This window comes from Albidovulum sediminis (genome assembly GCF_025380365.1).
In the GTDB taxonomy this organism is placed as follows: domain Bacteria; phylum Pseudomonadota; class Alphaproteobacteria; order Rhodobacterales; family Rhodobacteraceae; genus Albidovulum; species Albidovulum sediminis.
This window is the reverse complement of record NZ_JAOCQF010000001.1, coordinates 1,346,139-1,370,338: the sequence shown is the minus strand read 5'-3', so window position 1 is coordinate 1,370,338 and position 24,200 is coordinate 1,346,139. Positions and strand designations below refer to the sequence as shown.

The following is a 24,200-nucleotide window of genomic DNA, read 5'->3' as shown; positions in this document are numbered from 1 at the left end:
CCGGACGGGCGCGGGGATGCCCGGCCGGTGTCGTCTAGCTGCTCCCTCCGTCCGAGCGGCACCGGCTTGCCCCGCGCCCGACTCTCGGCGGGAGGGCGGGACTTTCGGAGATTTTCCATGATGCTGAGCGAGTTGAACCCGGTCGCACTGGCCGCGTTGCCGGTTGCGGCCTTCAAGGACCACCTTCGGCTTGGCACCGGGTTTGCCGATGACGGGACGGAGGATGCGCTGGCCGAAGCCTACCTGCGCGCGGCCCTGGCCGCGATCGAGGCGCGGACCGGCAAGGCGATCCTAGCACGCGATTTCCGGCTGGAGCTGACGGACTGGCGCGACGACTGGGCGCAGGCGCTTCCGGTCGCGCCGGTGTCGGCGGTGGCGTCGGTGACGCTGAGGGATGCGGCGGGGGGGACGGAAACGGTCGCGCCCGCGCGCTATGCGCTGGAGCGCGACCTGCATCGTCCCCGGCTGAAGGGGGCGGGCGGTTACTTGCCCGGAGTTCCGGCGGGCGGCACGGTCGAGGTGGTCTTCACGGCGGGGTTCGGGCCCGCCTGGGCCGACGTGCCGCCCGATCTGGCACAGGCGGTGTTCCTGCTGGCGGCCGAGTACCACGAGCATCGCCACGAGGCGGGCGGCGGGCGGGCGATGCCCTATGGGATCGCGGCCTTGATCGAACGCTGGCGCAATGTCCGCGTCCTGGGCGGAGGTGGCGCATGAGCGGGATACGGCTGAACCGGCGCCTGGTGCTTGAGGAGGCGGAGCGCGTGCCGGACGGGGCGGGCGGGTTTTCCACGCTCTGGCAGGCAAAGGGCGTGCTTTGGGCCGCCATCGCCGCGGGCGCGGGGCGGGAACGCGCGGGCGAGTTCGTGACGGTGTCGGCGGTGACCTATCGCATCGTTGTGCGGGCGGCCCCCTTCGGCGCGCCGCGCCGCCCCAAGCCCGATCAGCGGTTGCGCGAGGGGGCGCGGGTGTTTCGCATCGCGGCGGTCGCCGAGAACGACCCCGACGGGCGTTATCTGACCTGCTTTGCGCAGGAGGAGGTTCTGGCATGAGCTACGGCGTGGCGGCAGCCCTTCAGGCCGCGGTCTACCAGAGGCTTTCCGCGGATGGCGCGTTGGGTGCTCTGGTCTCTGGCGCGATCTACGATGCGGCCCCTCCGGGGGCGGCGGGCGGAACCTATGTGTCGCTTGGCCCGGAAGACGCGCGCGATGCCTCCGACCAGGTGGGGCGCGGGGCGTTTCATGAATTCGTCGTCTCGGTCGTGACCGATGCGGCGGGGTTCCAGACCGCCAAGGCGGTCGCGGCGGCGGTGTCGGACGCGCTGGTCGGGGCACCGCTTGTCCTGACGCGCGGAAGGCTCGTGGGCCTGTGGTTCCTGCGCGCCCGCGCGCGCCGGGTCGAGGAGGCGGACGTGCGCCGGATCGACCTGACATTCCGCGCGCGCGTCGAGGACTGAGTACGCGGACCCAGGATTTCGGGGCGATGCCCCATCAACATCAATCGGAGACCGGACATGGCGGCCCAGAACGGCAAGGACCTACTCATCAAGCTCGACCTGACGGGGGACGGGCAGTTTTCGACGATCGCGGGGCTCAGGGCCACGCGGATCAGCTTCAACGCCGAGACGGTGGATGTGACAAGCCTCGACAGCCAGGGCGGCTGGCGCGAACTGCTGGGCGGCGCCGGCGTGCGGTCCGCGGCGGTGTCCGGGTCCGGCGTCTTCGTGGACGGCGCCACCGACGAACGCGCGCGCCAGATCTTCTTCGACGGGGTCGTTGCGGGGTTTCAGGTGGTCATTCCCGACTTCGGGGTGATCGAGGGCCCGTTCCAGATCACGGCGATCGAATATGGCGGCAGCTACAACGGCGAGGCGACCTATGAGCTGTCGCTGGCCTCGGCGGGGGCGCTGGGCTTCACGCCGCTGGTGTCGGTCTGATGGCCAACCCCTGGGCGGGCGAGGTGGAGATTGCCGTGAATGGCGAGCGCCACGTGGCGAAGCTGACGCTTGGCGCGCTGGCCGAGCTTGAGGCCGCGCTGGGCGCGGGGTCCTTGGTCGAACTGGCGGAACGGTTCGAGAGCGGGCGCTATGCGAGCCGCGATGTCCTTCTGCTGGTCGTCGCGGGGCTGCGTGGCGGCGGATGGCGCGGGACGGCCGATGACCTGATGACGGCCGAGATCGCTGGCGGCCCGGTCGGTGCGGCGCGCGCCGCGGCGGAGCTTCTGGCGCGGGCGTTTGCGGCACCGGAGGGGTGATGCGGCGGTTCGACTGGCCGGCCCTGCTGAAGGCGGGGCTTTGCCGCCTGCGCCTCAGGCCGGAGGAGTTCTGGCGGCTGACGCCGGCGGAGCTGGTTTTGATGCTGGGCGAGCCGCAGGCTGTGCGGCCGCTGAACCGGGCGCGGCTGGACGAGCTGATCGCGGCCTGGCCCGACATGACGGAAGGAAGCGGAAATGGCGGTGACGGACGGGTTGGACGGGCTTGAGGCGCAGGCGGCGGCGCTGGAGCAGTCGCTGGGGGGTGCGCGGACGATGGCGGCGGCCTTCGATGCCGAGCTTTTGCGGATGCGGGACAGCATGGTGTTCACCGGGCGCGAGGTGAACACGCTGTCGCGCGGCATCGGCAGCGGGCTGAGGCGCGCCTTCGACGGGTTGGTTCTGGACGGGGTGCGGCTGTCGGATGCGCTGAAGGGCGTGGCGCAGTCGATCGTGGACACGGTCACCAACATCGCGCTGGCCCCGGTGCAGAACGCGCTGGGCGGTGCACTGGCAAACGGGCTGAACAGCGCGCTGAGCGGGGTCTTTGCCTTCGAGAAGGGGGCGGGCTTCGCGCAGGGGCGGGTCATGCCCTTTGCCCGCGGCGGCATCGTCAGTTCTCCCACCGTCTTTCCGATGCGCGGGGCGACGGGGCTGATGGGCGAGGCGGGTCCGGAGGCGATCATGCCGCTGATGCGGGGGGCGGACGGGCGGCTTGGCGTGCAGGGCGCGGGCGGGGGGCGGGCGGTCAACGTCGTCGTCAACGTGACCACGCCGGACGTGCAGGGCTTTGCCCGCAGCCAGAGCCAGATCGCCGCGCAGATGGCCCGCGCGCTGGCGCGCGGCGAACGCAACAGGTGAGGAGAAGCCATGGCCTTTCACGAGGTACGATTTCCGGTCAAGCTGAGTTTCGGCTCGGTCGGCGGACCGGAGCGGCGGACGGAGGTCGTCGCGCTGGCCAACGGGTTCGAGGAGCGCAACACCCCCTGGGCCGAGGCGCGCCGTCGCTATGACGCAGGCGTCAGCCTGCGCAGCCTGGACGACATCGGCGAACTGATCGCGTTCTTCGAGGCGCGGCAGGGGCAGTTGCACGCCTTCCGCTGGAAGGACTGGACCGACTACAAGTCCTGCGCCCCCTCCGCCACGCCGGTCTATACGGATCAGGTGATCGGCACGGGTGACGGGGTCCGCACCGGGTTCCAGCTGACCAAGGCCTATGCCTCGGGCGGATACGTGCAGGTACGGCGCATCGTGAAGCCGGTCGCGGGGACGGTGCGCGTGGGTCTTCAGGGCGACGAACTGGCGGAGGCGGTGCACTACGCGGTCGACGGGGCAAGCGGGCTGATCACCTTCGCCTCGCCGCCGGCGGTCGGGGAAACGGTGACCGCGGGGTTCGAGTTCGACGTTCCGGTGCGCTTCGACACCGAGGCGATCCAGGTTTCGGTCGCGTCCTTCCAGGCAGGCGAGGTGCCGAACGTTCCGGTCGTGGAGGTGCGGCTGTGAGCGGTTTTTCGACGGACCTGCTGGCGCATCTGGCAAGCGGGGCGACGACGGTTTCCCGTGCCTTCGCGATCACGCGCAGGGATGGGGTGACGCTTGGCTTCACCGACCATGACCGGGCGCTGGCGTTCGACGGGCTTCTCTTCCGCCCCGATACCGGGCTGACGGCTCGGGCGCTCGAAAGCGGCACGGGGCTTGCCGTCGACAACTCGGAAGCCTTCGGCGCGCTGAGTTCGGAGGCGATCAGCGATGAGGACATCCTGGCCGGGCGCTACGACGGTGCCGAGGTTCGGACCTGGCTGGTCAACTGGGGCGACGTATCCCAGCGCGCGCTGATCTTCCGGGGCGTTCTGGGAGAGGTCACGCGCAAGGGCGGGGCGTTCAGCGCGGAGTTGAGGGGGTTGGCGGAGCTTCTGGGCCAGCCGCAGGGGCGTATCTACCATGCCCGCTGTTCGGCGATTCTGGGCGATGCGGCCTGCGGCTTCGACACCGCGCAGCCGGGGTTCCGGGCCGAACTGCCGGTCGAGACGGTGGAGGAGGGGCGGGTCTTCCGCTTTTCCGCGCTGGCGGGATTTGACGACCGCTGGTTCGAGAAGGGGCGGCTGTCGGTGCTGGACGGACCTGCCGCGGGGTTGACCGGGGTCGTCAAGAACGACCGCATCCGGGGCGCAGAGCGCGAGATCGAGCTTTGGCAGGCGCTTGGCGTGGAGCCGGGACCAGGCGACCTGATCCGGGTCGAGGCAGGATGCGACAAGCGCGTGGAGACCTGCCGGCTCAAGTTCGCGAACCTGCTGAACTTTCAGGGTTTTCCGGATATTCCGGGGGAGGACTGGCTGATCAACTATCCCGCATCCGGCGCGGTCCACGACGGCGGGAGCCTGCGGCGATGAGCGATGTGGGGGAGCGCGCGGTCGCTGTCGCGCGGGACTGGATCGGTACGCCCTACCGTCACCAGGCGTCCTGCCGGGGCGGGGGATGCGATTGCCTCGGCCTTCTGCGCGGGGTCTGGCGCGCGCTTTATGGCCACGAGCCGGAGGTGGTGCCCGCCTACACGCGGGACTGGTCCGAACCGGGCGGCGAGGAGAGGCTGTGGCGCGCGGCGTCGCGCCACCTGATCCCGGCGGGGGGGCCGGTGACCGCCGGGCAGGTCCTCCTGTTCCGGATGCGCGAGGGCGCGGTGGCCAAGCATCTCGGCATCGCTTCGGGCCCGGAAGGTTTCATCCATGCCTATTCTGGGCATGGCGTCGTGGAAAGTGCGCTGACCGTTCCCTGGCGCCGCCGTGTGGTGGCGCGGTTCGATTTTCCCTGAGGAGGGCTGCAATGGCCACAATACTGCTGTCGGCCGCCGGCGCCTTCGTCGGCGCGGGTTTCGGCGGGACCGTACTCGGCCTGTCGGGGGCGGTGATCGGGCGCGCTATCGGGGCAACGGTCGGGCGCGCGATCGACCAGCGTCTGATGGGGTCGGGGTCGCGCGCGGTGGAGACCGGTCGCATCGACCGCTTCCGCCTGACCGGGGCGAGCGAGGGTGCCCCCGTCGGCCTTGTCTGGGGGCGGATGCGGGTTTCGGGTCAGGTGATCTGGGCCACGCGGTTTCTTGAGCATGTCACCACCTCGGGCGGGGGGAAGGGCGCGCAGCCCAAGCCGAAGGTCACCGAGTTTTCCTATACCGTCAGCCTGGCGGTGGCATTGTGCGAGGGAACGATCGCGCGGGTCGGGCGCATCTGGGCGGACGGTGTCGAGATCTCGCCCGAAGACGTGACGATGCGCGTCTATTCCGGCGAGCGCGACCAGTTGCCGGACCCGAAGATCGAGGCGGTGGAGGGCGCGGGGACCGTCCCGGCCTATCGCGGCATAGCCTATGTGGTGTTCGAGGACCTGGACATCACCCGCTTCGGCAACCGCGTGCCGCAGTTTTCCTTCGAGGTGTTCCGGCCGGCGCAGGGCCCCGGAACCGAGGGCGTCGAGGATCTTCGGCAGCGCGTGCGGGGCGTGGTGCTGATCCCGGGGACGGGGGAATATGCGCTGGCGACGACGCCGGTTCGTTACAACGCGGGCCTTGGCCGCAGCGTTTCGGCCAATGTCCATTCGCCCTCGGGGGGGACGGACCTTGCGGTGTCGCTGCGCGCGCTGCGCGAGGAACTGCCCGACGCCCGGTCGGTTTCGCTGGTGGTGTCGTGGTTCGGCAGCGATCTGCGGTGCGACCGCTGTGAGGTGCAGCCGAAGGTCGAGGATGGCGCGCGCGACGGGCAGGAGATGCCCTGGCGCGCGGGGGGCATCGCGCGGAGCGCCGCCGCCGAGGTCGTCCGCAAGGACGATCGCCCGGTCTATGGGGGCACCCCGGCCGATGCCGCGGTGGTCGAGGCGATCGCGGCCATTCGCGCGGGCGGCGAGGCGGTGATGTTTTGCCCCTTCATCCTGATGGACCAGCTTGAGGGCAACAACCTGACCGATCCATGGAGCGGGGCGGCGGATCAGCCGGTCCTTCCCTGGCGCGGGCGCATCACCCTGTCGGTGGCGCCGGGGGAGCCGGGCACGCCCGACCGGACGGCGGCGGCGGATGCCGAGGTCGCGGCCTTCTTCGGCGCGGCGCAGGTTTCGGACTTTGCGGTCGTCGGGACCAATGTCACCTATTCGGGCCCTGACGAATGGTCCTATCGCCGCTTCGTCCTGCACTATGCGCATCTGTGCGCCGCGGCGGGTGGGGTCGAGGCGTTCCTGATCGGGTCGGAACTGCGCGGGCTGACGCGGATCAGGGGGGCAGGGGACGCCTTCGTGGCCGTCGAGGCCTTGCGCCGGCTGGTGGCGGATGTCCGGTCGATCCTGGGGCCGGGCACGAAGATCAGCTACGCGGCGGACTGGTCGGAATACAACGCCCTCCAGGACGGGTCGGGCGACCTTCTCTACCCGCTCGATGCGCTCTGGTCGGACCCGAACGTGGACTTCGTCGGTGTGGACAACTACCTGCCGCTGTCGGACTGGCGCGAGGGCGAAGCACAGGCGGATGCCGCCTGGGGGTCGATCTACAACCTCGACTATCTTCAGGCCAACGTCGAGGGCGGGGAGCATTACGACTGGTTCTATGCCAACGCCGCCCATCGTGAGGCACAGATCCGCACCCCGATCGAGGACGGCGCCTATGGCGAGCCCTGGGTCTGGCGGGTGAAAGACTTCAGGTCCTGGTGGGAGAATGCGCACCACGAAAGGCTGGGCGGCACCCGGCAGACCGAGCCGACGTCATGGGTTCCGCGCTCGAAGCCGATCTGGTTCACCGAATACGGATGCGCGGCGGTCGACCGGGGCACAAACGAGCCGAACAAGTTCCTCGACCCCAAATCGTCGGAAAGCGCGCTTCCGTTCGGATCGGACGGGCGCCGGGACGACCTGATCCAGATGCAGTACCTGCGTGCGATGAACGCCTACTGGGGTGACCCCGCCCGCAATCCGGTTTCGGACATCTACGACGGTCCGATGATCGACATGAGCCGGGCGCATGTCTGGGCGTGGGATGCGCGGCCGTTTCCGCAGTTTCCCGGCAATACGGAGTTGTGGTCGGACGGCGACAACTATGCGCGGGGCCACTGGCTGAACGGGCGGGCGTCCGCGCAGCCGCTGGCGCGCGTGGTGGCGGAAATCTGCGGCCGGTCCGGCCTTTTCACCATCGATGTGGCGCGGCTGAACGGGATTGTCCGGGGCTATGCGGTCGCCGATGTCGGCACCGGGCGCGCGGCGTTGCAACCTTTGATGCTGGGCTACGGGTTCGAGGCGGCGGAACGCGACGGAGTGCTGGCGTTCGCCATGCGGGACAGGCGGGTGACGTCCGACCTGTCGCCCGGGGAGCTTGCGGTGACGGACGGTCTGGAGGGTTGGATCGAGACGGAACGCGCGCCAGAGGCGGAAGTGGCAGGCAGGGTCCGGCTGAATTTCGTCGAGGCCGAAGGGGATTACGAAGCCCGGTCGGTCGAGACGGTCTTTCCCGATGAGGAGACGCGTGGCGTGGCGCAGTCCGAACTGAACCTCGCGCTGACGCGGTCGGAGGGGCAGCGGATCGTGGAGCGCTGGCTGGCGGAGGCGCGCGTCGCGCGCGACGGGGCGCGGTTCGCACTGCCGCCGTCGATGGGAGCTATCGGGGCGGGCGATGTCGTGGCCCTCGGCCCGCATCGCTATCGTATCGACAGGGTGGAGCGGGCGGGCGCGCTGACGGTCGATGCGGTACGGGTGGAGGCCGCGATCTACGCCCCGTCGGACGAGACCGAGCAGGCCGTCGCCCCGCGCCCGTTCGTGCCGGCCTTGCCGGTGCATGCGCTCTTCCTCGACCTGCCGCTTCTGTCGGGCACCGAGGTGGCGCATGCGCCCCGTATCGCGGCGTCGGCCGATCCCTGGCCCGGCAGCGTGGCGGTCTATTCGTCGGACACGGATGCGGGCTATGTCCTCGACCAGGTTCTTGCGACGCGTGCCGTCATCGGCCGGACACTGACACCGCTGGCCGCCGCGAAGGGCGGTGTCTGGGATCGCGGGCCCTCGCTGCGGGTCGAGGTCGTGGGCGGCGCGCTGAGTTCGGCAAGCGCGGAGCAGATCCTGAACGGGGCGAACCTTATGGCCATCGGCGACGGTTCCGCGACCAACTGGGAGGTGTTCCAGTATGCCGAGGCCGAACTGGTCTCGCCCGACACCTACGACCTGCGCCTCAGGCTGCGCGGGCAGGCGGGGACGGATGCAGTGATGCCCGGAACCTGGCCCGAGGGCAGCAGCGTCGTGCTTCTGGACGGCGCGCCAAGGCAGATCGGGATATCGCTCGAGGTGCGGGATCTGGCGCGGCACTACCGGATCGGGCCGGCAACGCGGGGCTATGACGATCCGTCCTACCTTCACCTTGTCGAGGCGTTTCCGGGGATCGGGCTGCGGCCCTATTCGCCCGCGCATCTGCGGGCAGAGTGGCTGGGCGGCGACCTGTCGGTTGCCTGGGTGCGCAGGACGCGGATCGGCGGCGACAGCTGGAGCGGGATCGAGGTGCCGCTTGGCGAGGCGCGGGAAACCTACCTGCTGCGCGTGGTCAAGGACGGCGCGATTCGCCGGGAAGCGACGCTCGCGCAGCCCTTCTGGACCTATTCCGCGGCGATGGCGGCGGCCGATGCGGTGACGGCCCCGTTCGAGCTTCACGTGGCGCAACTGTCCGACACCTTCGGGGCGGGCGCATTCACAAGGATCACGATCGATGGATGAGACGACGCAACTGGGCCTGCCGCTGGTGCAGGCCGCGCAGGCGCAGAAGCACGTTACCGTCAACGAGGCGCTGTTGCGGCTGGATGGCCTGGTGCCGATGGTGCTGCAATCCGTCAGCCTGGCGACCCCGCCGGTTGCGGTGGTGGACGGCCTGTGCTTCGGCGTGCCCCTTGGCGCGGTCAACGCCTGGGCCGGCCGGGATGGGAGCCTGGCCATCGGCACGAACGGCGGCTGGGTTTTCGCGGCGCCTGCGCGGGGCTGGCGGGCGTTCATCGCCGATCTTGGCGTGGCCGCGATCCACGATGGAAACACATGGCGCGCAGGTCAGGTCAGCATGACACCGCACAACGCCGGCCTCGCGATCCAGACGTCGGAGATCGACCATGTGCTGACGCCGGGGCCGGTATCGACCACGGTTGCCATCATCCCCTCGAACGCGGTGGTTGTCGGGGCGACGGCGCGCGTGGTCAGCGACATCACCGGCACGCTGACGAGTTGGCAGCTGGGCAATCCCGGCGCGCCGGGACGTTACGGCACGGGACTTGGCCTTGCGTCGGGGTCCTTCGCGCGGGGCGTGCTGGGGCAGCCGACGACATTCTATACCCCCGAGCCGATGCAGCTTGACGCCACGGGGGGGGACTTTGCCGCCGGCACCGTCCGGATCGCGGTTCACTACCTGACGATCGCGCTGCCGGATCTGTGAGCCATGCGCGCAGCGACGCCCGGCGATGTGGTGGCGGCGGCCCGTGCGCTGCACCGGCTGCCTGCCGCGACCCGGGCCGAGCGTTTGCGCGCCTGGATGACCCGGGCGGACTGGGCAGACCGCTACCGCAAGCGGACCGGGCGCTCGCATCCGCTTTGGGGCAACGGCACGCTGATGTCCGCGGTGATGCACCTGTCTTCCGCCTCCGGACGGGAGCCGGACCTTTCGGACCGCGACTATCTGGAAGCGCTTGCGCTCGTCCTCGATCATCTGATCCGCCGCATCGGCAAAGAATGCCCCGCCGCTCCACTTCCGGTTTCACCGCACGCGCCTATCTGATAGAAAGATCGTGTTGCGGAGGTGTCGCCATGGCCGAAAGAAAACCCAAAGTCGCATCCGTCGATCCGGTGTGGACCCACATCTGCGAGGAGGCACGGGCTGCCGTGCGGGACGAGCCGCTTCTGGGCGGCTTCATCCATTCGGGCGTCCTGCACCACCCGACGCTGGAGCGCGCGCTTGCCTACCGATTCTCCCTCAAGCTCGCCTCGGGCGAGATGAGCGAGCAGATCCTGCGCGAGATCGCGGATGAGGCCTTTGCCTCGGACCCGAGTATCGGGCAGGCGGCGCGGGCGGACTGCGTCGCCGTTTACGACCGCGACCCCGCCTGCCACCGGTTCCTGCAGCCGATCCTGTTCTTCAAGGGCTATCAAGCGGTGCAGGCCTTCCGCATCGGCCACTGGCTCTGGAACACGGGGCGGCGCGACCTGGCCTATTTCGTCCAGATGCGGGTGAGCGAGGTCTTTGGCGTCGACATCCACCCCGGCGCGCGGATCGGCAAGGGCATCATGATCGACCATGCCCATTCCATCGTGATCGGTGAAACGGCTGTGGTGGGCGACAACGTCTCCATGCTGCATTCGGTGACGCTGGGCGGGACCGGCAAGGAGGATGGCGACCGGCACCCGAAGATCGGCAACGGTGTGATGATCGGCGCGGGGGCGAAGGTTCTGGGCAACATCCGCGTCGGCGACTGCTCCCGCATCGCGGCCGGGTCGGTAGTTCTGCATGACGTGCCCGACTGCACGACCGTTGCCGGCGTTCCCGCAAAGGTGATCGGCGAGGCCGGCTGCGCGCAGCCCGCCTTGACGATGGACCAACGGATCGAGGCCGAGTGACGGCTTGGGGATGAGGCTTCGCGGGGTCGTCCTGTCGTCCCTGTCCGCTGCCCTTGCGGCCCTGCTTGGCAAGGCGATCTCGCTTTTCGCGCGCATCATCACCGCCCCGCGGGCCATCTGGACCGGCGGGGAACCCCGTCCGGGCCCGCGCGTCTACTTCGCCAACCACACCTCCAACGGCGATTTCGTGCTGGTCTGGACGGTGTTGCCGGCGGTGCTCCGGTCGCGGACGCGCCCGGTCGCGGCGCTCGACTACTGGCTGTCCTCGCCACTTCGCGCCTTCATCGGACGGAATGTCTTCCGGGCGGTTCTGATCGACCGGCGCCCCGAGGCCAGGGTGGAGGACCCGGTCTCCCAGATGGTCGCCGCGATCGACGAGGGCGACGCGCTGATCCTGTTCCCGGAAGGCCAGCGCAACGCCTCCGAGGCGCCGCTCCTGCCGTTCAAGTCCGGGCTGTACCATCTGGCGCGGCAGCGGCCCGAAGTCGACCTTGTTCCCGTCTGGATCGCCAACCTCAACCGCGTCATGCCCAAGGGAGCGGTGATCCCCGTGCCGCTCCTCTGCACCGTCACCTTCGGCGCGAGCCTGCGCATCCGCGAGGGGGAGGCGAAGGACGCCTTTCTGGCGCGCATGTCCGGGGCGCTTCTCGAACTCTCGGGAGGCGCGCGATGACGACGGACCTTGCCCTTCTGCTTTCAGGCGTCGCGGCGATCCTCCTTGTCGCCACGGTCATCGGCCGCATCCTGCGCGCAAGGATCGCCCCGGACGGGTCGAATGCGGTCATCGAGAACCTCAACGCCCGGATCGCGGCCTGGTGGGGGATGGTGATCCTGATGGCGCTTGCCTTCATTGCCGGACGCCCCGGCGTCGTGATCCTCTTCGCGGTCCTCTCCTTCGCCGCACTGAGGGAGTTCCTGACCCTGACCACCAAGACCGCGGCCGATCACCGCGCCCTGGCGGCCAGCTTCTTCGTCGTGCTTCCGGTCCAGTACTGGCTGGTCGGGATCGACTGGTACGGGCTGTTCGCGGTGTTCATCCCCGTCTACGCCTTCCTGTTCCTCCCGGTCCTTTCGGCGCTCAACGGCAATCCGGAGCGATTCCTCTACCGGATTGCCGAAACCCAGTGGGCGCTGATGGTCTCCGTCTACTGCGTGAGCCATGTCCCCGCGCTCCTGTCGCTGCAGATACCGGGGTTCGAGGGGCGCAACGTCCTGCTGATCGCCTGGCTGATCTTCGTCGTCCAGTTTTCCGATGTCATGCAATACGTCTGGGGCAAACTGTTCGGGCGGCGGCGGATCGCGCCCACGCTGTCGCCGTCGAAGACCTGGGAGGGTTTTGCCGGCGGTATCCTGACCGCCGTGGCGACCGGCAGCGCCTTCTGGTGGCTGACCCCGTTCACCCAGGGGCAGGCGGCGCTGATCGCGCTGGTGGTGACGATCATGGGGTTCTTCGGCGGCCTCGTCATGTCGGCGATCAAGCGTGACAAGGGGGTGAAGGACTGGGGCCACCTGATCGCGGGGCATGGCGGGTTCATCGACCGGCTGGACAGCGTCATCTTCGCCGCCCCCATCTTCTTCCACATCACGCGCTACTTCTGGTCGCTGACATGACGGACGGGAACCGCCGCCCGATCGGTTCCCGCAACAGCCGCTGGGCGCAGGCGCTCGCGGCGCGTCTGGCCGCCAGCCGCGTGACGCCCAACCGGATTTCGCAAGCCTCGGTCGGCTTCGCTGCGGCGGGCTTCCTGGCGTTCTGGGCCAGCGCGGGGGCCGAGGGCTGGCCGCGCGCCGCCTGCCTTGTCCTCGCCGCGCTCGCGATGCAACTCAGGCTCTTGTGCAATCTTCTCGACGGGATGGTCGCGATCGAGGGGGGCAAAACCTCGCCGACCGGGCCTTTCTGGAACGAGGCGCCAGACCGGGCGGCTGATATCCTGTTCCTTGCCGGTGCGGGCATCGCGGCGGGGCAGCCGGCACTCGGTCTTGCCGCCGCGGCCTTGGCGGTGACGACGGCCTATCTGCGCGAACTCGGGCGGGCCGAGGGGTTCGCCCCCGATTTTTCGGGTCCGATGGCCAAGCCGCACCGCATGGCCGCCCTGACGGCGGGCGCTCTGGTTGCCGCCGTGGCGGCGCCGGGCCCGGTGCTGACCGTGACGCTCTGGATCATTCTGGCCGGAACCGCCGCCACCCTGCTGCGGCGCTCGGCACGCCTGGTGGCCGCACTCCGCAGCCGTTAGACAAGGCGCGGGGGGTGTCCCCCCGCGCCCATTCTCAGGCCAGCATCGAGAGCGGGTTCTCCAGGTTGTCGACGATCGCCTGCAGCAGGGCCGCCCCCAGCGCGCCATCGATGACGCGGTGATCGACCGACAGCGTCATCGACATCACCGTCGCCACCCCGATGTCCCCGTCGGCCTTCACCACCGGCTTCTTCAGCCCCGCGCCGACCGCAAGGATCGCGCCATGCGGCGGGTTGATGACGGCGTCGAAGTTCTCGATCCCGAACATCCCGAGGTTGGAGATCGCGAAGCTGCCGCCCTGATACTCGTGGGGCGCAAGCTTCTTCGTCTTGGCGCGCGTGGCGAGGTCCTTCATCTCCGCCGAAAGCGCCGAAAGCGTCTTCTTGTCGGCGTCCTTCAGCACGGGGGTGAAAAGCCCCCCTTCGACCGCCACGGCGACGGCCACATCCGAGGGTTTCAGCTTCAGGATCCGGTCGCCCGCCCAGACCGCGTTCGCGTCTGGCACCGCCTGAAGCGCGTTCGCGCAGGCCTTGATGATGAAGTCGTTCACCGACAGCTTCACGCCGCGCGCTTCCAGCTGCTTGTTCAGCTGCCCCCGGAACGCCATCAGCGCATCAAGCTGCACCTCGCGGCGCAGGTAGAAATGCGGGATCGTCTGCTTGGCTTCGGTCAGCCGCGCGGCGATCGTCTTGCGCATCCCGTCCAGCGTCACCTCGGTGTAGTCGCGGCCCTCGTAAAGCTTCGCCACCGTGCTTGCGGACATGCCGGCAGGGGCCGCTGCGGGGGCGGGTGCCGCCGCAGCAGCAGGTGCTGCGGCCACGGGTGCCGCCGCCTTCGGCGCGCTTGATGCCGCTTCCACATCCGCCTTGACGATCCGGCCATGCGGTCCGCTGCCGGTCAGCGCGGCGATGTCGACGCCCTTTTCCTTCGCCAGCCGCCGTGCCAGCGGCGAGGCCAGAACCCGCGCGCCCCCCGCGGAGGGTGCCGCCGCAGCGGCCGCCGGTGCTGCCACCGCCGGCGCGGCAGGCGCTGCCGCCGCCGCAACCGGGGCAGGGGCCGCAGCGGCCGGCTTGGCCGCCGGGGCCGCGCCGGCGCTTTCGCCCTCTTCCACCATGATCGCGATCGGCGTGTTCACCTTCACGCCCGCCGTGCCCTCGGCGATCAGGATCCGGCCGACGATGCCCTCATCGACCGCCTCGAACTCCATCGTCGCCTTGTCGGTCTCGATCTCGGCGATGATGTCGCCCGACGACACCGTATCGCCTTCCTTCACCAGCCATTTCGCCAGCGTCCCCTCCTCCATCGTCGGGGACAGCGCCGGCATCAGGATTTCGGTTGCCATGGTTCCATCTCCTCAGCGGTAGGTGACTTTCTTCGCCGCCGCCACGACCTCGTCCGAGGTCACCAGCGCCAGCTTCTCGAGGTTGGCCGCGTAGGGCATCGGCACGTCCTTGCCGGTGCAGTTGATCACCGGCGCGTCGAGCCAGTCGAAGGCGCGCTCCATGATCGTGGCCGACAGGTGGTTGCCGATCGAGGCGACCGGCCAGCCTTCCTCCACCGTGACGCAGCGGTTGGTCTTCATCACCGAGGCGATCACCGTGTCGTAGTCGATCGGGCGCAGCGTGCGCAGATCGATGACCTCGGCGCTGATCCCTTCGGCCGCCAGCTTGTCGGCCGCGTCGAGCGTGTGGCTCATCCCGATCCCGAACGACACCAGTGTCACGTCCGTCCCCTCGCGCCAGACCCGCGCCTTGCCGAAGGGGATGGTAAAGTCGGGCAGGTCCGGCACCTCGAACGAGCGGCCATAGAGGATCTCGTTTTCAAGGAAGATCACCGGGTTCGCATCGCGGATCGCTGTCTTGAGCAGGCCCTTCGCGTCGGCGGCCGAATAGGGCATCACGACCTTGAGGCCCGGGATCTGCGCATACCAGGCGGCATAGTCCTGGCTGTGCTGCGCCGCCACCCGCGCCGCCGCGCCGTTCGGGCCGCGGAAGACGATCGGGCAACCCATCTGCCCGCCCGACATGTAAAGCGTCTTGGCGGCGGAGTTGATGATCTGGTCGATCGCCTGCATGGCGAAGTTGAAGGTCATGAATTCCACGATCGGCCGAAGCCCCGCCATCGCCGAGCCGACCGCGATGCCCGCGAAGCCGTGTTCGGTGATCGGCGTGTCGATCACGCGCTTGTCCCCGAACTGGTCCAGCAACCCTTGGGAGATCTTGTAGGCGCCCTGGTATTCGCCCACTTCCTCGCCCATCAGATAGACGTCCTCGTCGCGCGTCATCTCCTCGGCCATCGCCTCGCGGAGCGCCTCGCGCACGGTCATGGTCTTCATCGGCGTGCCCGCGGGCCAGTCGGGCGAACCGTCCGCGACCGGGGCCGCGGGCGCTGCGACAGGGGCAGCGGCCACAGGCGCGGCAGCAGGGGTCGGGGCAGGGGCCGCAGCCGCAACCGGGGTCGCAACCGGGGCGGGGGCCGCAGAAACGCTTTCCCCCTCCTCGACCAGCACCGCGATCGGCGTGTTCACCTTCACGCCCTCGGCCCCCTCGGCCACCAGGATACGGCCCACCGTCCCCTCGTCGACCGCCTCGAATTCCATCGTGGCCTTGTCGGTCTCGATCTCGGCGATGATCTGGCCGGAGGTGACCTTGTCGCCCTCCTTCACCAGCCATTTCGCCAGCTTGCCCTCCTCCATCGTCGGCGACAGGGCGGGCATCAGAATTTCGGTAGCCATGCGTCAGTCCCCCCTTACGCGTAGATGTCGGTCCAAAGCTCCGAGAGCGCGGGCTCCGGGCTTTCCTTGGAAAATTCGGCCGCCTCGTTGACGATCGCCTTGATGTCCTTGTCGATGGCCTTCAGGTCGTCCTCGGTCGCGTGCTTGCCCTGGATCAGCAGTTCGCGCACATGCTCGATGGCATCGCGCTCGTCGCGCATCTTCTGCACTTCCTCGCGGGTGCGGTACTTCGCCGGGTCCGACATCGAATGCCCGCGGTAGCGATAGGTCATCACCTCAAGGATGTAGGGGCCGTTGCCTGCGCGGCAGGCGGCGACCGCCTTTTCGCCGGCAGCCTTCACCGCCAGCACGTCCATGCCGTCCACCGTCTCGCCGGCGATGCCGAAAGCGAGGCCGCGGGTGTGCAGCTCCGGCGTCGAGGTCGACCGCTTCTGCGCGGTGCCCATGGCGTACTGGTTGTTCTCGATCACGAAGATCACCGGCAGCTTCCACAGCGCCGCCATGTTGAAGGTCTCGTAGACCTGGCCCTGGTTCGCCGCCCCGTCGCCGAAATAGGCGAAGGTGACGCGGCCGTTGCCCTTGTACTTGTCGGCGAAGGCGAGCCCCGCGCCCAGCGGCACCTGGGCGCCGACGATGCCATGCCCGCCGTAGAAATGCTTTTCCTTGGAGAACATGTGCATGGAGCCGCCCTTGCCCTTGGAAAGGCCGCCCTCACGCCCGGTCAGTTCCGCCATCACGCCCTTGGGGTCCATCCCGCAGGCCAGCATGTGGCCATGGTCGCGGTAGGAGGTGATGCGCTTGTCACCCTCTTCCGCCGCGGCCTCAAGCCCGACGACGACCGCCTCTTGCCCGATGTAGAGGTGGCAGAAGCCGCCGATCAGGCCCATCCCGTAAAGCTGGCCGGCCTTTTCCTCGAATCGCCGGATCAACAGCATCTCGCGGTAATAGGACAGCAATTCTTCCCTGGATGTATTTGATTTCGCTGCGCCTTTTCTTGCAGCCATAGCGGCGACCTCCCAATGGCAGAAAAGTAGTTCAATGTTGAACTATCTAATAGCGCATTCTGTGCCTCAGGGCGAGCAAAAATTGGGATCCGGCGCGCCTTGCAGCGCTCCGCAACAGGTTCGGCAGGGGGTCAGCGGATGACCAGCTCGTCGGCGCGGATCAGGCCCAGCACGTCGCGCGCCTGCTGGTCGAGCAGGTCGAGGTCGAGATAGCCGTCCGACAGCCGCCGCGTCAGGTTCGCCATGCGCCCGACCTCGGCCTTCAGCCGGTCGCGCTCCTCGATCAGGGCTTCCTTCTCGGCGCCGATCTGCACGCGGCGGAAGACACCGTAATCCCCTTGAACGGCGGCGAAGGTGAAGTAGAACGACATCGCCAGCGCCAGTCCGTAGATCAGCACCGCGCCGATGGTCGGGGATTTGCGAATTGCGCTCATCTCAGCCTCGTCGCCGCCTCTGACGGGCGGCTCCGGACCATCATCGCACAGGTGATTCGCAAAGGGAATCCCCTGTTTTCATAAACTTCGCCGGCTCAGGTGATCGAGGCGTCGTAGATCGACTGGATCGCACGGTCGAGCGTCGCGTTGAACTCCGCGTCGCTCTGCTGCGCCGAAAGCCCCTCGGTCAGCGCGCGCGAGAAGCTGGCGATGACGCCGGGGTTCTTCGCCAGATGCGCGTTCGCCTCATCGCGGCTGTAGCCGCCCGACAGCGCCACCACCCGCATCACCTTCGGATGCGCGACCAGCGGCGCATAAAGTCCGGGCTTCGTCGGCAGCGTCAGCTTCAGCATCACCTCGGCCCCCTCGGGCAGCGCGTCAAGCTGCTTCAGGATCTCGGCCAGCAGGATATCCTCCGCCTCGGCCTTGTCGGGGATGGAGATCGTCACCTCCGGCTCGATGATCGGCATCAGCCCGTGCGCCATCACCTGCCGCGCGAGGTCGAACTGCTGCGCCACACAGGCCGCGATCCCCTTCGGATTGGCCGCGTCGATGACCGACCGCTCCTTGGTGCCGAAGATCCCTGCCTTGACCGCCCGTTCCAGCAGCGCATCAAGCCCGCCGATCGGCTTCATCAGCTTCACCCCGTCGGTATCGCCCTCAAGCCCCTTGTCGATCTTCAGGAATGGGACCACGCCGCGGTTTTCCCACAGGAACTGCGCGGCGGGCTTGTCGCCGATCATGGCGTCCATCGTTCGCTCGAACAGGATCGCGCCGATCACCCGGTCGCCGGTAAAGGCGGGAGAGGTCGCGATACGGCTCCGCATCTGGTGGATGAGGGCATACATCTCCTCGTCGCTGGCCCAGGACCCTTCGGCGATCCCGTAAAGCCTCAGCGCCTTCGGCGTCGACCCGCCGCTCTGGTCGAGCGCCGCGATGAAGCCCTTGCCCGAACGCATCTGTCTCGCCTGATCCTGCCGTGCCATCCGTCTCTCTCCACCGGGAATCCTCGGGTGCCGCGACCCGTCTTTTCCGTATTAGGCGAGGGGCAGGGGTGTTGCAAACATGGTGGCGTTAACGGCGCGGCCGGGCGAGAACAATCCGCGCGATCCGGGTCACAAGCCACCTTGGCGCGAAACGGGGGCCCAGCGCAAAGCCCCGGTTCAGAAGGCCGGTGACACGCACACGCTGCCCGCGCTGCATCGCCCGCCACCCGGCCTCGGCCACGCCGCGCGCCGAGGCGGGCCGGGTCAGCGTGAACAGCGGTATCGCCTCCATCCCAGCGTCGCGGGCAAAGTTCGTGGCCGTCGCGCCGGGGCAAAGCACCGTCACGCTCACATCGGTGCCCCGCAACTCCTCGGCCACCGCCTCCGACAGCGACAGCAGATAGGCCTTGGTCGCGTGGTAGACGGCCATCTCCGGCCCCGGCATGAAGCCCGCGGTCGATCCCACGTTCAGGATGCGCCCGCCGCCCGTGGCCCGCATCGCCTGCACCGCGCGCTTCATCAGCACGGTGGCCGCGGTGACATTGACCGCGACCGACGCCGCCTCGCGCCCGAAGTCGGCCGCCTCGAAGGCGCCGTTCGATCCGAGCCCCGCGTTGTTGACCAGAATGCCGATCCGCCGCCCCTCGCAGGCGCGGTCCCAGAGCCGTTCGGCCTCGCCCGCCGCCGCCAGATCGGCGGGGATCACGACCGACTCGACCCCGTGACGGGACCGCAGGTCCGCGGCCAGCGTGTCCAGCTTCGCCTCCTGCCGCGCCGACAGGATGACGGGCAGGCCCGCCCCCGCGGCAATGTCGGCGAACTCGCGCCCCAAACCCTCCGACGCGCCCGTGATCAGAACCCAGTCCATGCGATCCTCCCGCCTCGGGACAAGGGTAGGGCGGCGTGGCCGGGACGCAAGCCACCCTGACGCAAGGTCATGTCGATCGCCGCCGCAAGGATCCTATTGCATCAGGGCCGCGACTCCCGGCAGATCCTTGCCCTCCATCCATTCGAGGAACGCCCCGCCCGCGGTGGAGATATAGGTGAAATCCGCCGCCGCCCCGGCCTTGTTCAGCGCCGCGACCGTGTCGCCGCCGCCCGCGACCGACACCAGCCGCCCGGCCTTGGTCAGCTCCGCCGCCTTGCGCGCCGCCGCGTTGGTGGCCGCATCGAAGGGCGCGATCTCGAAGGCGCCCAGCGGGCCGTTCCAGATCAGCGTCCGGCACGCCTCGAAGACCGCAGCGATGGCGGCGACCGTCTCCGGCCCCGCGTCCAGGATCATCGCATCGGCCGGGCAGGCGTCCGCCGCCACCACCTCGCTCGCCGCCCCGGCGGCAAACTCCCGCGCGATGACGACATCCTCCGGCAGGTGGATCGTGCAGCCCGCCTTCGCCGCCTTGGCAAGGATCGTTCGCGCCGTCTCGGCCATGTCATGCTCGGCCAGCGACTTGCCCACGGCGACGCCCTTGGCCACCAGGAAGGTGTTGGCCATGCCGCCGCCGATCACGAGGTGATCGACCTTGGTGACCAGATTGCCCAGAAGGTCGAGCTTGGTCGACACCTTGGCCCCGCCGACGACCGCCGCCACCGGCCGCGCCGGATCGCCAAGCGCCGCGTTCAGCGCCCGCAACTCCGCCTCCATCAGCCGCCCGGCGCAGGACGGCATCAGCCGCGCGATCCCCTCGGTCGAGGCATGCGCCCGGTGCGCGGCCGAAAAGGCATCGTTCACGTAGACTTGCCCCAGTGCCGCCATCCCGGCCGCAAGCACCGGATCATTCTGCTCCTCGCCCTTGTGGAAGCGGGTGTTCTCCAGCAGCACCACGTCGCCCGGCTGCATCGCTGCGACCGCCTGCTTGGCCGGGCCGCCGATGCAGTCCTCGGCGAAGATCACCCGCCGCCCCAGCGCCTTTTCCAACGCGGGCAGCGTCACCCGCAGGCTCATCTCCGGCACCACCGCACCCTTCGGCCGCCCGAAATGGGCCAGCAGCACCGGCCGCCCGCCCGCCTTCAGGATGTCGTTGACCGTCGGCGCGATCTTCTCGATCCGCGTCGCATCCGTGACATGGCCCGCCTCGACCGGCACGTTGATGTCGACCCGGACCAGCACCGTCCTGTCCTTCAGTTCCATGTCGTCGAGTGTCTTCCAGCGCATCGCGTCATCCTTTCCTTCCGGGCGCGGGGCCCGCCGTCCCGTCCATTCAGCCCAACAATCGGCAAAGGTCAACCGAGCGTGGCGCTTTGCCCTTCCAATGCGCGCCCCGCCGCACTAGGTTCCCCCCGAACTTTTCCCCAAGGAGTCCCCCATGGCCGAGATCCAGGATCCCGAAAACACCATCATCATCGAACTGAAGGACGGGCCCGTCGTGATCGCGCTCCTGCCCGACGTGGCCCCCCTGCACAGCCAGCGGATGAAGGACCTCGCCCGCGCCGGCAAATACGACAACGTCGCCTTCCACCGCGTGATCGACGGCTTCATGGCCCAGACCGGCGATGTGGAGAACGCCAACATGGAGGCCGGCTGGAACCCGCGCCGCGCCGGCACCGGCGGCTCCGACCTGCCCGACCTCCCGGCCGAGTTCTCCGGCGTCCCGCACGACCGCGGCACGCTGGGCGCCGCCCGTTCGTCGAACCCGAACTCCGCCAACAGCCAGTTCTTCATCAACTTCAAGGACAATCACTTCCTCAACCGCGAGTACACGGTCTACGGCCGCGTCATTTCCGGCATGGAACATGTGGACCGGATCCAGCGCGGCGAACCGCCCGCAAGCCCCGACCGCATGATCACGGTCCGGGTGGCCGCCGATGTCTGACGCGCGCCTTCTCGCCGGCGGCCTTTTCGGCGCGGGCTTCCTCGTCCTCGGCGCGATGATGGCGCTGGCCCAGTCGGGCACCGAGGCCGACGCCACCGACGGCCCCGGCCCGAACCTCGTGATCGAGGTCGCGGGCAAGGCCCAGGGCCGCGTCGTCATCGACCTCTTCCCCGAACTCGCGCCGAAGCACGTCGCGCAGATCACCGCGCTCGCCGGGTCGGGCGCCTATGACGGCGTCGTCTTCCACCGCGTCATCGACGGCTTCATGGCCCAGACCGGCGACGTGCAGTACGGCAAGGCGGGCGCCGATACCTCGATGGCCGGCATGGGCGGCTCGGACCTGCCGGACCTGCCGGCCGAATTCTCCGACACGCCCTATCTGCGCGGCATCGTCGGCATGGCGCGCGCGCAGGACCCCGACAGCGCGAATTCCCAGTTCTTCATCATGTTCGCGCCGGGCGAATTCCTCAACGGCCAGTACACGGTCGTGGGCCACGTGGTCGAGGGGATGGAGGTCGTCGATGCGATCAAGCGCGGCGATCAGGCCCAGAACGGCTCCGTCACCGACCCCGACCGGATGGAAAAGGTCACGGTCGAGAACTGAGGTCCGACCGGGCTTTCCGGGCCCGGCCTTCGCGACCAAGCCTTCCGGGCCCTGCCTTCATTCTGGCGGAAATACTCTCGGGGGGTGCGGGGGGCAGACAGCCCCCCGCTTCCTTCAGGCACTGGCGCCCGGCGTCAGTCCAGCACCACCAGCGCATGCCGCTTCTTGCCCGCGGTCAGCTTCAGCGGCGCCGCGAAATGGCTTGCGCCGAACATCTGGCCCGCGTCGGTGGCCAGGTCGTCGTTCACCCGCGCGCCACCCTCCGCGATCAGCCGCTTGGCGTCCTTGCCCGATTTCGCCAGTCCCGAGCGCACGATCAGCTGCGCCAGGCTGATGCCCTCGCCCAGTTCCTCCGGGCTCAGCTTCAGCGTCGGCAGGTCGTCGCCCACGCCGCCCCGCTCGAAGACCTCGCGCGCCGTCGCCTCCGCGGCCGCGGCCGCCTCCGCGCCATGGGCAAGCCGCGTCACCTCGTTGGCCAGGATCACCTTGGCGCCGTTGATCTCGGCGCCTTCCAGCGCGCCCAGGCGCTCGCACTCCTCGACCGGCAGTTCGGTGTAGAGCTTCAGGAACCGGCCCACGTCGGCATCCGTGGTGTTGCGCCAGAACTGCCAGAACTCGTAGGGGCTCAGCATCTCCGGGTTCAGCCAGACCGCGCCGGTCGCCGACTTGCCCATCTTCTTGCCGTCGCTCGTCGTCAGCAAGGGCGAGGTCAGCCCGTAGATCTCCCGGTCCAGCACCCGCCGCGTCAGGTCGATGCCGTTGACGATGTTGCCCCACTGGTCCGACCCGCCCATCTGCAGCAGGCAGCCGTAGCGGCGGTTCAGTTCCAGGAAGTCGTAGGCCTGCAGGATCATGTAGTTGAATTCCAGGAACGACAGCGATTGTTCCCGGTCCAGCCGCGATTTCACGCTCTCGAAGCTGAGCATCCGGTTGACGCTGAAATGCCGCCCGATGTCGCGCAGGAAGTCGAGGTAGTTGAGGCTGTCCAGCCACTCGGCATTGTTCAGCATCAAGGCGTCGCCCGGCCCCTCGCCGAAGGTGACATAGGCCGAAAAGACGCGCCGGATGCCGGCGATGTTGTCGTCGATCTGCGCGGGCGTCAGCAGCGGCCGCTCCTCGGCGCGGAAGGACGGATCGCCCACCTTGGTGGTGCCGCCCCCCATAAGGACCAGCGGCTTGTGCCCGGTCTTCTGCAGCCAGCGCAGCATAATGATCTGGATCAGGCTGCCGACATGGAGCGATTTCGCCGTCGCGTCGAAGCCGATATAGGCCGGCACGATCCCCTTCGCCAAAGCCTCGTCCAGCCCCTGATAATCGGTGCAGTCGGCCAGAAAGCCGCGCTCGATCATCACGCGCATGAAATCGGATTTCGGATGGTAGGTCATCGCCGCTTGTCCCAATGATTGCGCCCTGCGTATATCTTCGGGGGCAGGCGAGGGGAAGGGCATGATGAAATCCGGCGCGGTCTGGGCACTCGGCGCGATGTCGGGCACCTCGCTCGACGGGGTGGACGCGGCGCTTGTGCTGACCGACGGCCACCGGATCGAGGCGTTCGGCGCCTCCGCCTACCGGCCCTATGGCGATGACGAACGCGCGGGCCTGCGCGCAGCGCTTGGCCAGTGGCCTGGCGGGCCGGACGTGGCACGGGCCGCGCGCATCGTCGAGGCGGCGCACGCCGCGGTGATGGCCCCGCTCGCCCCGAAGGCGGAGCTTTGCGGCTTTCACGGCCAGACGCTCGCCCACGATCCGGGCGGGCGCGGCACCCATCAGGCGGGCGACGGTGCGGCGCTTGCCCGTGCGCTCGGCTGCCCGGTGGTCTGGGATTTCCGCACCGCCGACGTGCGCCTTGGCGGACAGGGGGCACCGCTGGCTCCGTTCTTCCACTTCGCCTGCGCCCGCCACATCGGCGCGCGCGCGCCGGTCGTGTTCCTGAACCTCGGCGGCGTCGGCAACCTGACCTGGGTCGATCCGGCCCAGCCCGCGCCCGAAGTGCCCGGCGCCTGTCTGGCTTTCGACACCGGCCCCGCCAACGCCCCGGTGAACGACCTGATGACCGCGCGCCTCGGCCTCTCCCACGACGAGGCCGGCCGCCTCGCCGGCGCGGGCGAGGTGGACGAGGCCGTCATCGCCCGCTTCCTCGATCATCCCTATTTCCTCAGGGTTCCGCCGAAATCGCTCGACCGGAACGACTTCCACGGCCTGCTTGAGCGCGTGTCGGGCCTCTCGGACGCGGACGCCGCCGCGACACTGACCTTTGCCGCCGCCGCCGCCGTGGGCCGCGCTGCCGAACATTTCCCCGCGCCGCCCGAACGTGTGCTCGTCACCGGCGGCGGGCGGCACAACCTGACGCTGATGGCGATGCTCGACGATGTCCTCGACGCGCCGGTGGCCCCGGTCGAGGACGCGGGCCTGGACGGCGACATGCTCGAGGCGCAGGCCTTCGCCTTTCTCGCCGTGCGTGTGGCGCGCGGCCTGCCGACCTCCTGCCCGACGACCACGGGTGTGGCGGCGGCGGTTGGCGGCGGCCAGATCAGCACGCCCTGAGGTGA

At 69.0% G+C, this 24,200-nt stretch carries 28 protein-coding genes; 20 read left to right on the top strand and 8 right to left on the bottom strand.

What is annotated here, in order from left to right; genetic code table 11:
* The first annotated feature begins 117 nt into the window (after positions 1-117).
* The 17 genes from N5I32_RS06855 to N5I32_RS06775 are packed head-to-tail and all read left to right on the top strand — an operon-like array spanning position 118 to position 13,079.
* The gene (locus N5I32_RS06855) at positions 118-714 is read left to right on the top strand and encodes a head-tail connector protein (protein ID WP_261494645.1); all 597 of its coding nucleotides are present in this window, start codon (positions 118-120) and stop codon (positions 712-714) included.
* Positions 711-1,049, top strand: coding sequence for a head-tail adaptor protein (locus N5I32_RS06850; protein ID WP_261494644.1), 339 nt, complete (start codon positions 711-713; stop codon positions 1,047-1,049). The genes N5I32_RS06855 and N5I32_RS06850 overlap by 4 nt, the downstream gene beginning before the upstream one ends.
* On the top strand, positions 1,046-1,453 hold the full coding sequence (locus tag N5I32_RS06845) for a DUF3168 domain-containing protein (RefSeq protein WP_261494643.1): 408 nt from the start codon (positions 1,046-1,048) through the stop codon (positions 1,451-1,453). The genes N5I32_RS06850 and N5I32_RS06845 overlap by 4 nt, the downstream gene beginning before the upstream one ends.
* Positions 1,454-1,510: 57 nt before the next feature.
* Positions 1,511-1,933 (top strand): phage major tail protein, TP901-1 family, encoded by a 423-nt coding sequence (locus tag N5I32_RS06840; RefSeq protein ID WP_261494642.1) that lies wholly within the window; start codon positions 1,511-1,513, stop codon positions 1,931-1,933.
* Entirely contained in the window at positions 1,933-2,250 is a 318-nt protein-coding gene (locus N5I32_RS06835) for a gene transfer agent family protein (protein ID WP_261494641.1), read from the top strand. Before N5I32_RS06840 ends, N5I32_RS06835 begins: the two co-directional genes overlap by 1 nt.
* Positions 2,250-2,477: a rcc01693 family protein gene (locus N5I32_RS06830; protein ID WP_261494640.1), complete on the top strand. Its 228-nt coding sequence runs from the start codon at positions 2,250-2,252 to the stop codon at positions 2,475-2,477. Before N5I32_RS06835 ends, N5I32_RS06830 begins: the two co-directional genes overlap by 1 nt.
* Positions 2,446-3,108 (top strand): RcGTA-type gene transfer agent tail tape measure protein, encoded by a 663-nt coding sequence (locus N5I32_RS06825; protein WP_261494639.1) that lies wholly within the window; start codon positions 2,446-2,448, stop codon positions 3,106-3,108. The genes N5I32_RS06830 and N5I32_RS06825 overlap by 32 nt, the downstream gene beginning before the upstream one ends.
* Before the next feature lie 9 nt (positions 3,109-3,117).
* The gene (locus N5I32_RS06820; RefSeq protein ID WP_261494638.1) at positions 3,118-3,750 is read left to right on the top strand and encodes a DUF2460 domain-containing protein; all 633 of its coding nucleotides are present in this window, start codon (positions 3,118-3,120) and stop codon (positions 3,748-3,750) included.
* Complete coding sequence (locus tag N5I32_RS06815) at positions 3,747-4,637, top strand: phage/gene transfer agent baseplate hub protein (protein WP_261494637.1); 891 nt, start codon at positions 3,747-3,749, stop codon at positions 4,635-4,637. Before N5I32_RS06820 ends, N5I32_RS06815 begins: the two co-directional genes overlap by 4 nt.
* Positions 4,634-5,056: an NlpC/P60 family protein gene (locus tag N5I32_RS06810; protein WP_261494636.1), complete on the top strand. Its 423-nt coding sequence runs from the start codon at positions 4,634-4,636 to the stop codon at positions 5,054-5,056. Before N5I32_RS06815 ends, N5I32_RS06810 begins: the two co-directional genes overlap by 4 nt.
* Positions 5,057-5,067: 11 nt before the next feature.
* The gene (locus N5I32_RS06805; RefSeq protein ID WP_261494635.1) at positions 5,068-8,967 is read left to right on the top strand and encodes a baseplate multidomain protein megatron; all 3,900 of its coding nucleotides are present in this window, start codon (positions 5,068-5,070) and stop codon (positions 8,965-8,967) included.
* Positions 8,960-9,670 carry a DUF2793 domain-containing protein gene (locus N5I32_RS06800; RefSeq protein ID WP_261494634.1) on the top strand — a complete coding sequence of 237 codons (711 nt, stop codon included), beginning with the start codon at positions 8,960-8,962 and terminating at the stop codon, positions 9,668-9,670. The genes N5I32_RS06805 and N5I32_RS06800 overlap by 8 nt, the downstream gene beginning before the upstream one ends.
* Before the next feature lie 3 nt (positions 9,671-9,673).
* On the top strand, positions 9,674-10,009 hold the full coding sequence (locus N5I32_RS06795) for a DUF7742 family protein (RefSeq protein WP_261494633.1): 336 nt from the start codon (positions 9,674-9,676) through the stop codon (positions 10,007-10,009).
* Between the two features lie 29 nt (positions 10,010-10,038).
* Positions 10,039-10,845, top strand: coding sequence for a serine O-acetyltransferase (gene cysE / locus N5I32_RS06790; protein WP_261494632.1), 807 nt, complete (start codon positions 10,039-10,041; stop codon positions 10,843-10,845).
* Positions 10,846-10,855: 10 nt separating this feature from the next.
* A complete protein-coding gene (locus tag N5I32_RS06785; RefSeq protein ID WP_261494631.1) occupies positions 10,856-11,518 on the top strand; it encodes a lysophospholipid acyltransferase family protein in 663 nt (220 codons plus the stop codon).
* A complete protein-coding gene (locus N5I32_RS06780; protein ID WP_261494630.1) occupies positions 11,515-12,456 on the top strand; it encodes a phosphatidate cytidylyltransferase in 942 nt (313 codons plus the stop codon). Before N5I32_RS06785 ends, N5I32_RS06780 begins: the two co-directional genes overlap by 4 nt.
* Entirely contained in the window at positions 12,453-13,079 is a 627-nt protein-coding gene (locus tag N5I32_RS06775) for a CDP-alcohol phosphatidyltransferase family protein (RefSeq protein WP_261494629.1), read from the top strand. The genes N5I32_RS06780 and N5I32_RS06775 overlap by 4 nt, the downstream gene beginning before the upstream one ends.
* A 34-nt stretch (positions 13,080-13,113) precedes the next feature.
* On the opposite strand, the gene N5I32_RS06770 is transcribed toward N5I32_RS06775, so the two are convergent.
* From N5I32_RS06770 to N5I32_RS06740, 7 genes are all read right to left on the bottom strand, one after another.
* Positions 13,114-14,421, bottom strand: a complete 1,308-nt coding sequence (locus N5I32_RS06770) for a pyruvate dehydrogenase complex dihydrolipoamide acetyltransferase (RefSeq protein WP_261494628.1) — start codon at positions 14,419-14,421, stop codon at positions 13,114-13,116.
* Between the two features lie 12 nt (positions 14,422-14,433).
* Complete coding sequence (locus N5I32_RS06765) at positions 14,434-15,813, bottom strand: pyruvate dehydrogenase complex E1 component subunit beta (RefSeq protein ID WP_261494627.1); 1,380 nt, start codon at positions 15,811-15,813, stop codon at positions 14,434-14,436.
* A gap of 14 nt (positions 15,814-15,827) precedes the next feature.
* A complete protein-coding gene (gene pdhA / locus N5I32_RS06760) occupies positions 15,828-16,817 on the bottom strand; it encodes a pyruvate dehydrogenase (acetyl-transferring) E1 component subunit alpha (protein WP_261494626.1) in 990 nt (329 codons plus the stop codon).
* Positions 16,818-16,948: 131 nt separating this feature from the next.
* Complete coding sequence (locus N5I32_RS06755) at positions 16,949-17,251, bottom strand: FtsB family cell division protein (RefSeq protein ID WP_261494625.1); 303 nt, start codon at positions 17,249-17,251, stop codon at positions 16,949-16,951.
* Between the two features lie 95 nt (positions 17,252-17,346).
* Positions 17,347-18,237, bottom strand: a complete 891-nt coding sequence (locus N5I32_RS06750; protein WP_261494624.1) for a fructose bisphosphate aldolase — start codon at positions 18,235-18,237, stop codon at positions 17,347-17,349.
* A gap of 88 nt (positions 18,238-18,325) precedes the next feature.
* Complete coding sequence (locus N5I32_RS06745) at positions 18,326-19,105, bottom strand: SDR family NAD(P)-dependent oxidoreductase (RefSeq protein ID WP_261494623.1); 780 nt, start codon at positions 19,103-19,105, stop codon at positions 18,326-18,328.
* 93 nt (positions 19,106-19,198) lie between these two features.
* Positions 19,199-20,389, bottom strand: a complete 1,191-nt coding sequence (locus N5I32_RS06740; protein WP_261494622.1) for a phosphoglycerate kinase — start codon at positions 20,387-20,389, stop codon at positions 19,199-19,201.
* 151 nt (positions 20,390-20,540) lie between these two features.
* Here N5I32_RS06740 and N5I32_RS06735 point away from each other — a divergent pair, with 151 nt between their 5' ends.
* Both N5I32_RS06735 and N5I32_RS06730 read left to right on the top strand, forming a co-directional pair.
* The gene (locus N5I32_RS06735; RefSeq protein ID WP_261494621.1) at positions 20,541-21,047 is read left to right on the top strand and encodes a peptidylprolyl isomerase; all 507 of its coding nucleotides are present in this window, start codon (positions 20,541-20,543) and stop codon (positions 21,045-21,047) included.
* The gene (locus tag N5I32_RS06730; RefSeq protein WP_439648178.1) at positions 21,040-21,651 is read left to right on the top strand and encodes a peptidylprolyl isomerase; all 612 of its coding nucleotides are present in this window, start codon (positions 21,040-21,042) and stop codon (positions 21,649-21,651) included. The genes N5I32_RS06735 and N5I32_RS06730 overlap by 8 nt, the downstream gene beginning before the upstream one ends.
* 134 nt (positions 21,652-21,785) lie before the next feature.
* Here the strand turns inward: N5I32_RS06730 and tyrS are convergent, their stop codons facing one another.
* Positions 21,786-23,036, bottom strand: a complete 1,251-nt coding sequence (tyrS, locus tag N5I32_RS06725; RefSeq protein ID WP_261494620.1) for a tyrosine--tRNA ligase — start codon at positions 23,034-23,036, stop codon at positions 21,786-21,788.
* A gap of 61 nt (positions 23,037-23,097) precedes the next feature.
* Here tyrS and N5I32_RS06720 point away from each other — a divergent pair, with 61 nt between their 5' ends.
* The gene (locus N5I32_RS06720) at positions 23,098-24,195 is read left to right on the top strand and encodes an anhydro-N-acetylmuramic acid kinase (protein ID WP_261494619.1); all 1,098 of its coding nucleotides are present in this window, start codon (positions 23,098-23,100) and stop codon (positions 24,193-24,195) included.
* Positions 24,196-24,200: the final 5 nt, after the last annotated feature.

Coding starts and splice junctions, on each gene's coding strand:
- N5I32_RS06855 (WP_261494645.1), top strand. CDS start 118: ATGATGCTGAGCGAGTTGAACCCGGTCGCACTGGCCGCGTTGCCGGTT.
- N5I32_RS06850 (WP_261494644.1), top strand. CDS start 711: ATGAGCGGGATACGGCTGAACCGGCGCCTGGTGCTTGAGGAGGCGGAG.
- N5I32_RS06845 (WP_261494643.1), top strand. CDS start 1,046: ATGAGCTACGGCGTGGCGGCAGCCCTTCAGGCCGCGGTCTACCAGAGG.
- N5I32_RS06840 (WP_261494642.1), top strand. CDS start 1,511: ATGGCGGCCCAGAACGGCAAGGACCTACTCATCAAGCTCGACCTGACG.
- N5I32_RS06835 (WP_261494641.1), top strand. CDS start 1,933: ATGGCCAACCCCTGGGCGGGCGAGGTGGAGATTGCCGTGAATGGCGAG.
- N5I32_RS06830 (WP_261494640.1), top strand. CDS start 2,250: ATGCGGCGGTTCGACTGGCCGGCCCTGCTGAAGGCGGGGCTTTGCCGC.
- N5I32_RS06825 (WP_261494639.1), top strand. CDS start 2,446: ATGGCGGTGACGGACGGGTTGGACGGGCTTGAGGCGCAGGCGGCGGCG.
- N5I32_RS06820 (WP_261494638.1), top strand. CDS start 3,118: ATGGCCTTTCACGAGGTACGATTTCCGGTCAAGCTGAGTTTCGGCTCG.
- N5I32_RS06810 (WP_261494636.1), top strand. CDS start 4,634: ATGAGCGATGTGGGGGAGCGCGCGGTCGCTGTCGCGCGGGACTGGATC.
- N5I32_RS06805 (WP_261494635.1), top strand. CDS start 5,068: ATGGCCACAATACTGCTGTCGGCCGCCGGCGCCTTCGTCGGCGCGGGT.
- N5I32_RS06800 (WP_261494634.1), top strand. CDS start 8,960: ATGGATGAGACGACGCAACTGGGCCTGCCGCTGGTGCAGGCCGCGCAG.
- N5I32_RS06795 (WP_261494633.1), top strand. CDS start 9,674: ATGCGCGCAGCGACGCCCGGCGATGTGGTGGCGGCGGCCCGTGCGCTG.
- cysE (WP_261494632.1), top strand. CDS start 10,039: ATGGCCGAAAGAAAACCCAAAGTCGCATCCGTCGATCCGGTGTGGACC.
- N5I32_RS06785 (WP_261494631.1), top strand. CDS start 10,856: ATGAGGCTTCGCGGGGTCGTCCTGTCGTCCCTGTCCGCTGCCCTTGCG.
- N5I32_RS06780 (WP_261494630.1), top strand. CDS start 11,515: ATGACGACGGACCTTGCCCTTCTGCTTTCAGGCGTCGCGGCGATCCTC.
- N5I32_RS06775 (WP_261494629.1), top strand. CDS start 12,453: ATGACGGACGGGAACCGCCGCCCGATCGGTTCCCGCAACAGCCGCTGG.
- N5I32_RS06770 (WP_261494628.1), bottom strand. CDS start 14,421: ATGGCAACCGAAATCCTGATGCCGGCGCTGTCCCCGACGATGGAGGAG.
- N5I32_RS06765 (WP_261494627.1), bottom strand. CDS start 15,813: ATGGCTACCGAAATTCTGATGCCCGCCCTGTCGCCGACGATGGAGGAG.
- pdhA (WP_261494626.1), bottom strand. CDS start 16,817: ATGGCTGCAAGAAAAGGCGCAGCGAAATCAAATACATCCAGGGAAGAA.
- N5I32_RS06755 (WP_261494625.1), bottom strand. CDS start 17,251: ATGAGCGCAATTCGCAAATCCCCGACCATCGGCGCGGTGCTGATCTAC.
- N5I32_RS06750 (WP_261494624.1), bottom strand. CDS start 18,237: ATGGCACGGCAGGATCAGGCGAGACAGATGCGTTCGGGCAAGGGCTTC.
- N5I32_RS06745 (WP_261494623.1), bottom strand. CDS start 19,105: ATGGACTGGGTTCTGATCACGGGCGCGTCGGAGGGTTTGGGGCGCGAG.
- N5I32_RS06740 (WP_261494622.1), bottom strand. CDS start 20,389: ATGCGCTGGAAGACACTCGACGACATGGAACTGAAGGACAGGACGGTG.
- N5I32_RS06735 (WP_261494621.1), top strand. CDS start 20,541: ATGGCCGAGATCCAGGATCCCGAAAACACCATCATCATCGAACTGAAG.
- N5I32_RS06730 (WP_439648178.1), top strand. CDS start 21,040: ATGTCTGACGCGCGCCTTCTCGCCGGCGGCCTTTTCGGCGCGGGCTTC.
- tyrS (WP_261494620.1), bottom strand. CDS start 23,036: ATGACCTACCATCCGAAATCCGATTTCATGCGCGTGATGATCGAGCGC.
- N5I32_RS06720 (WP_261494619.1), top strand. CDS start 23,098: ATGATGAAATCCGGCGCGGTCTGGGCACTCGGCGCGATGTCGGGCACC.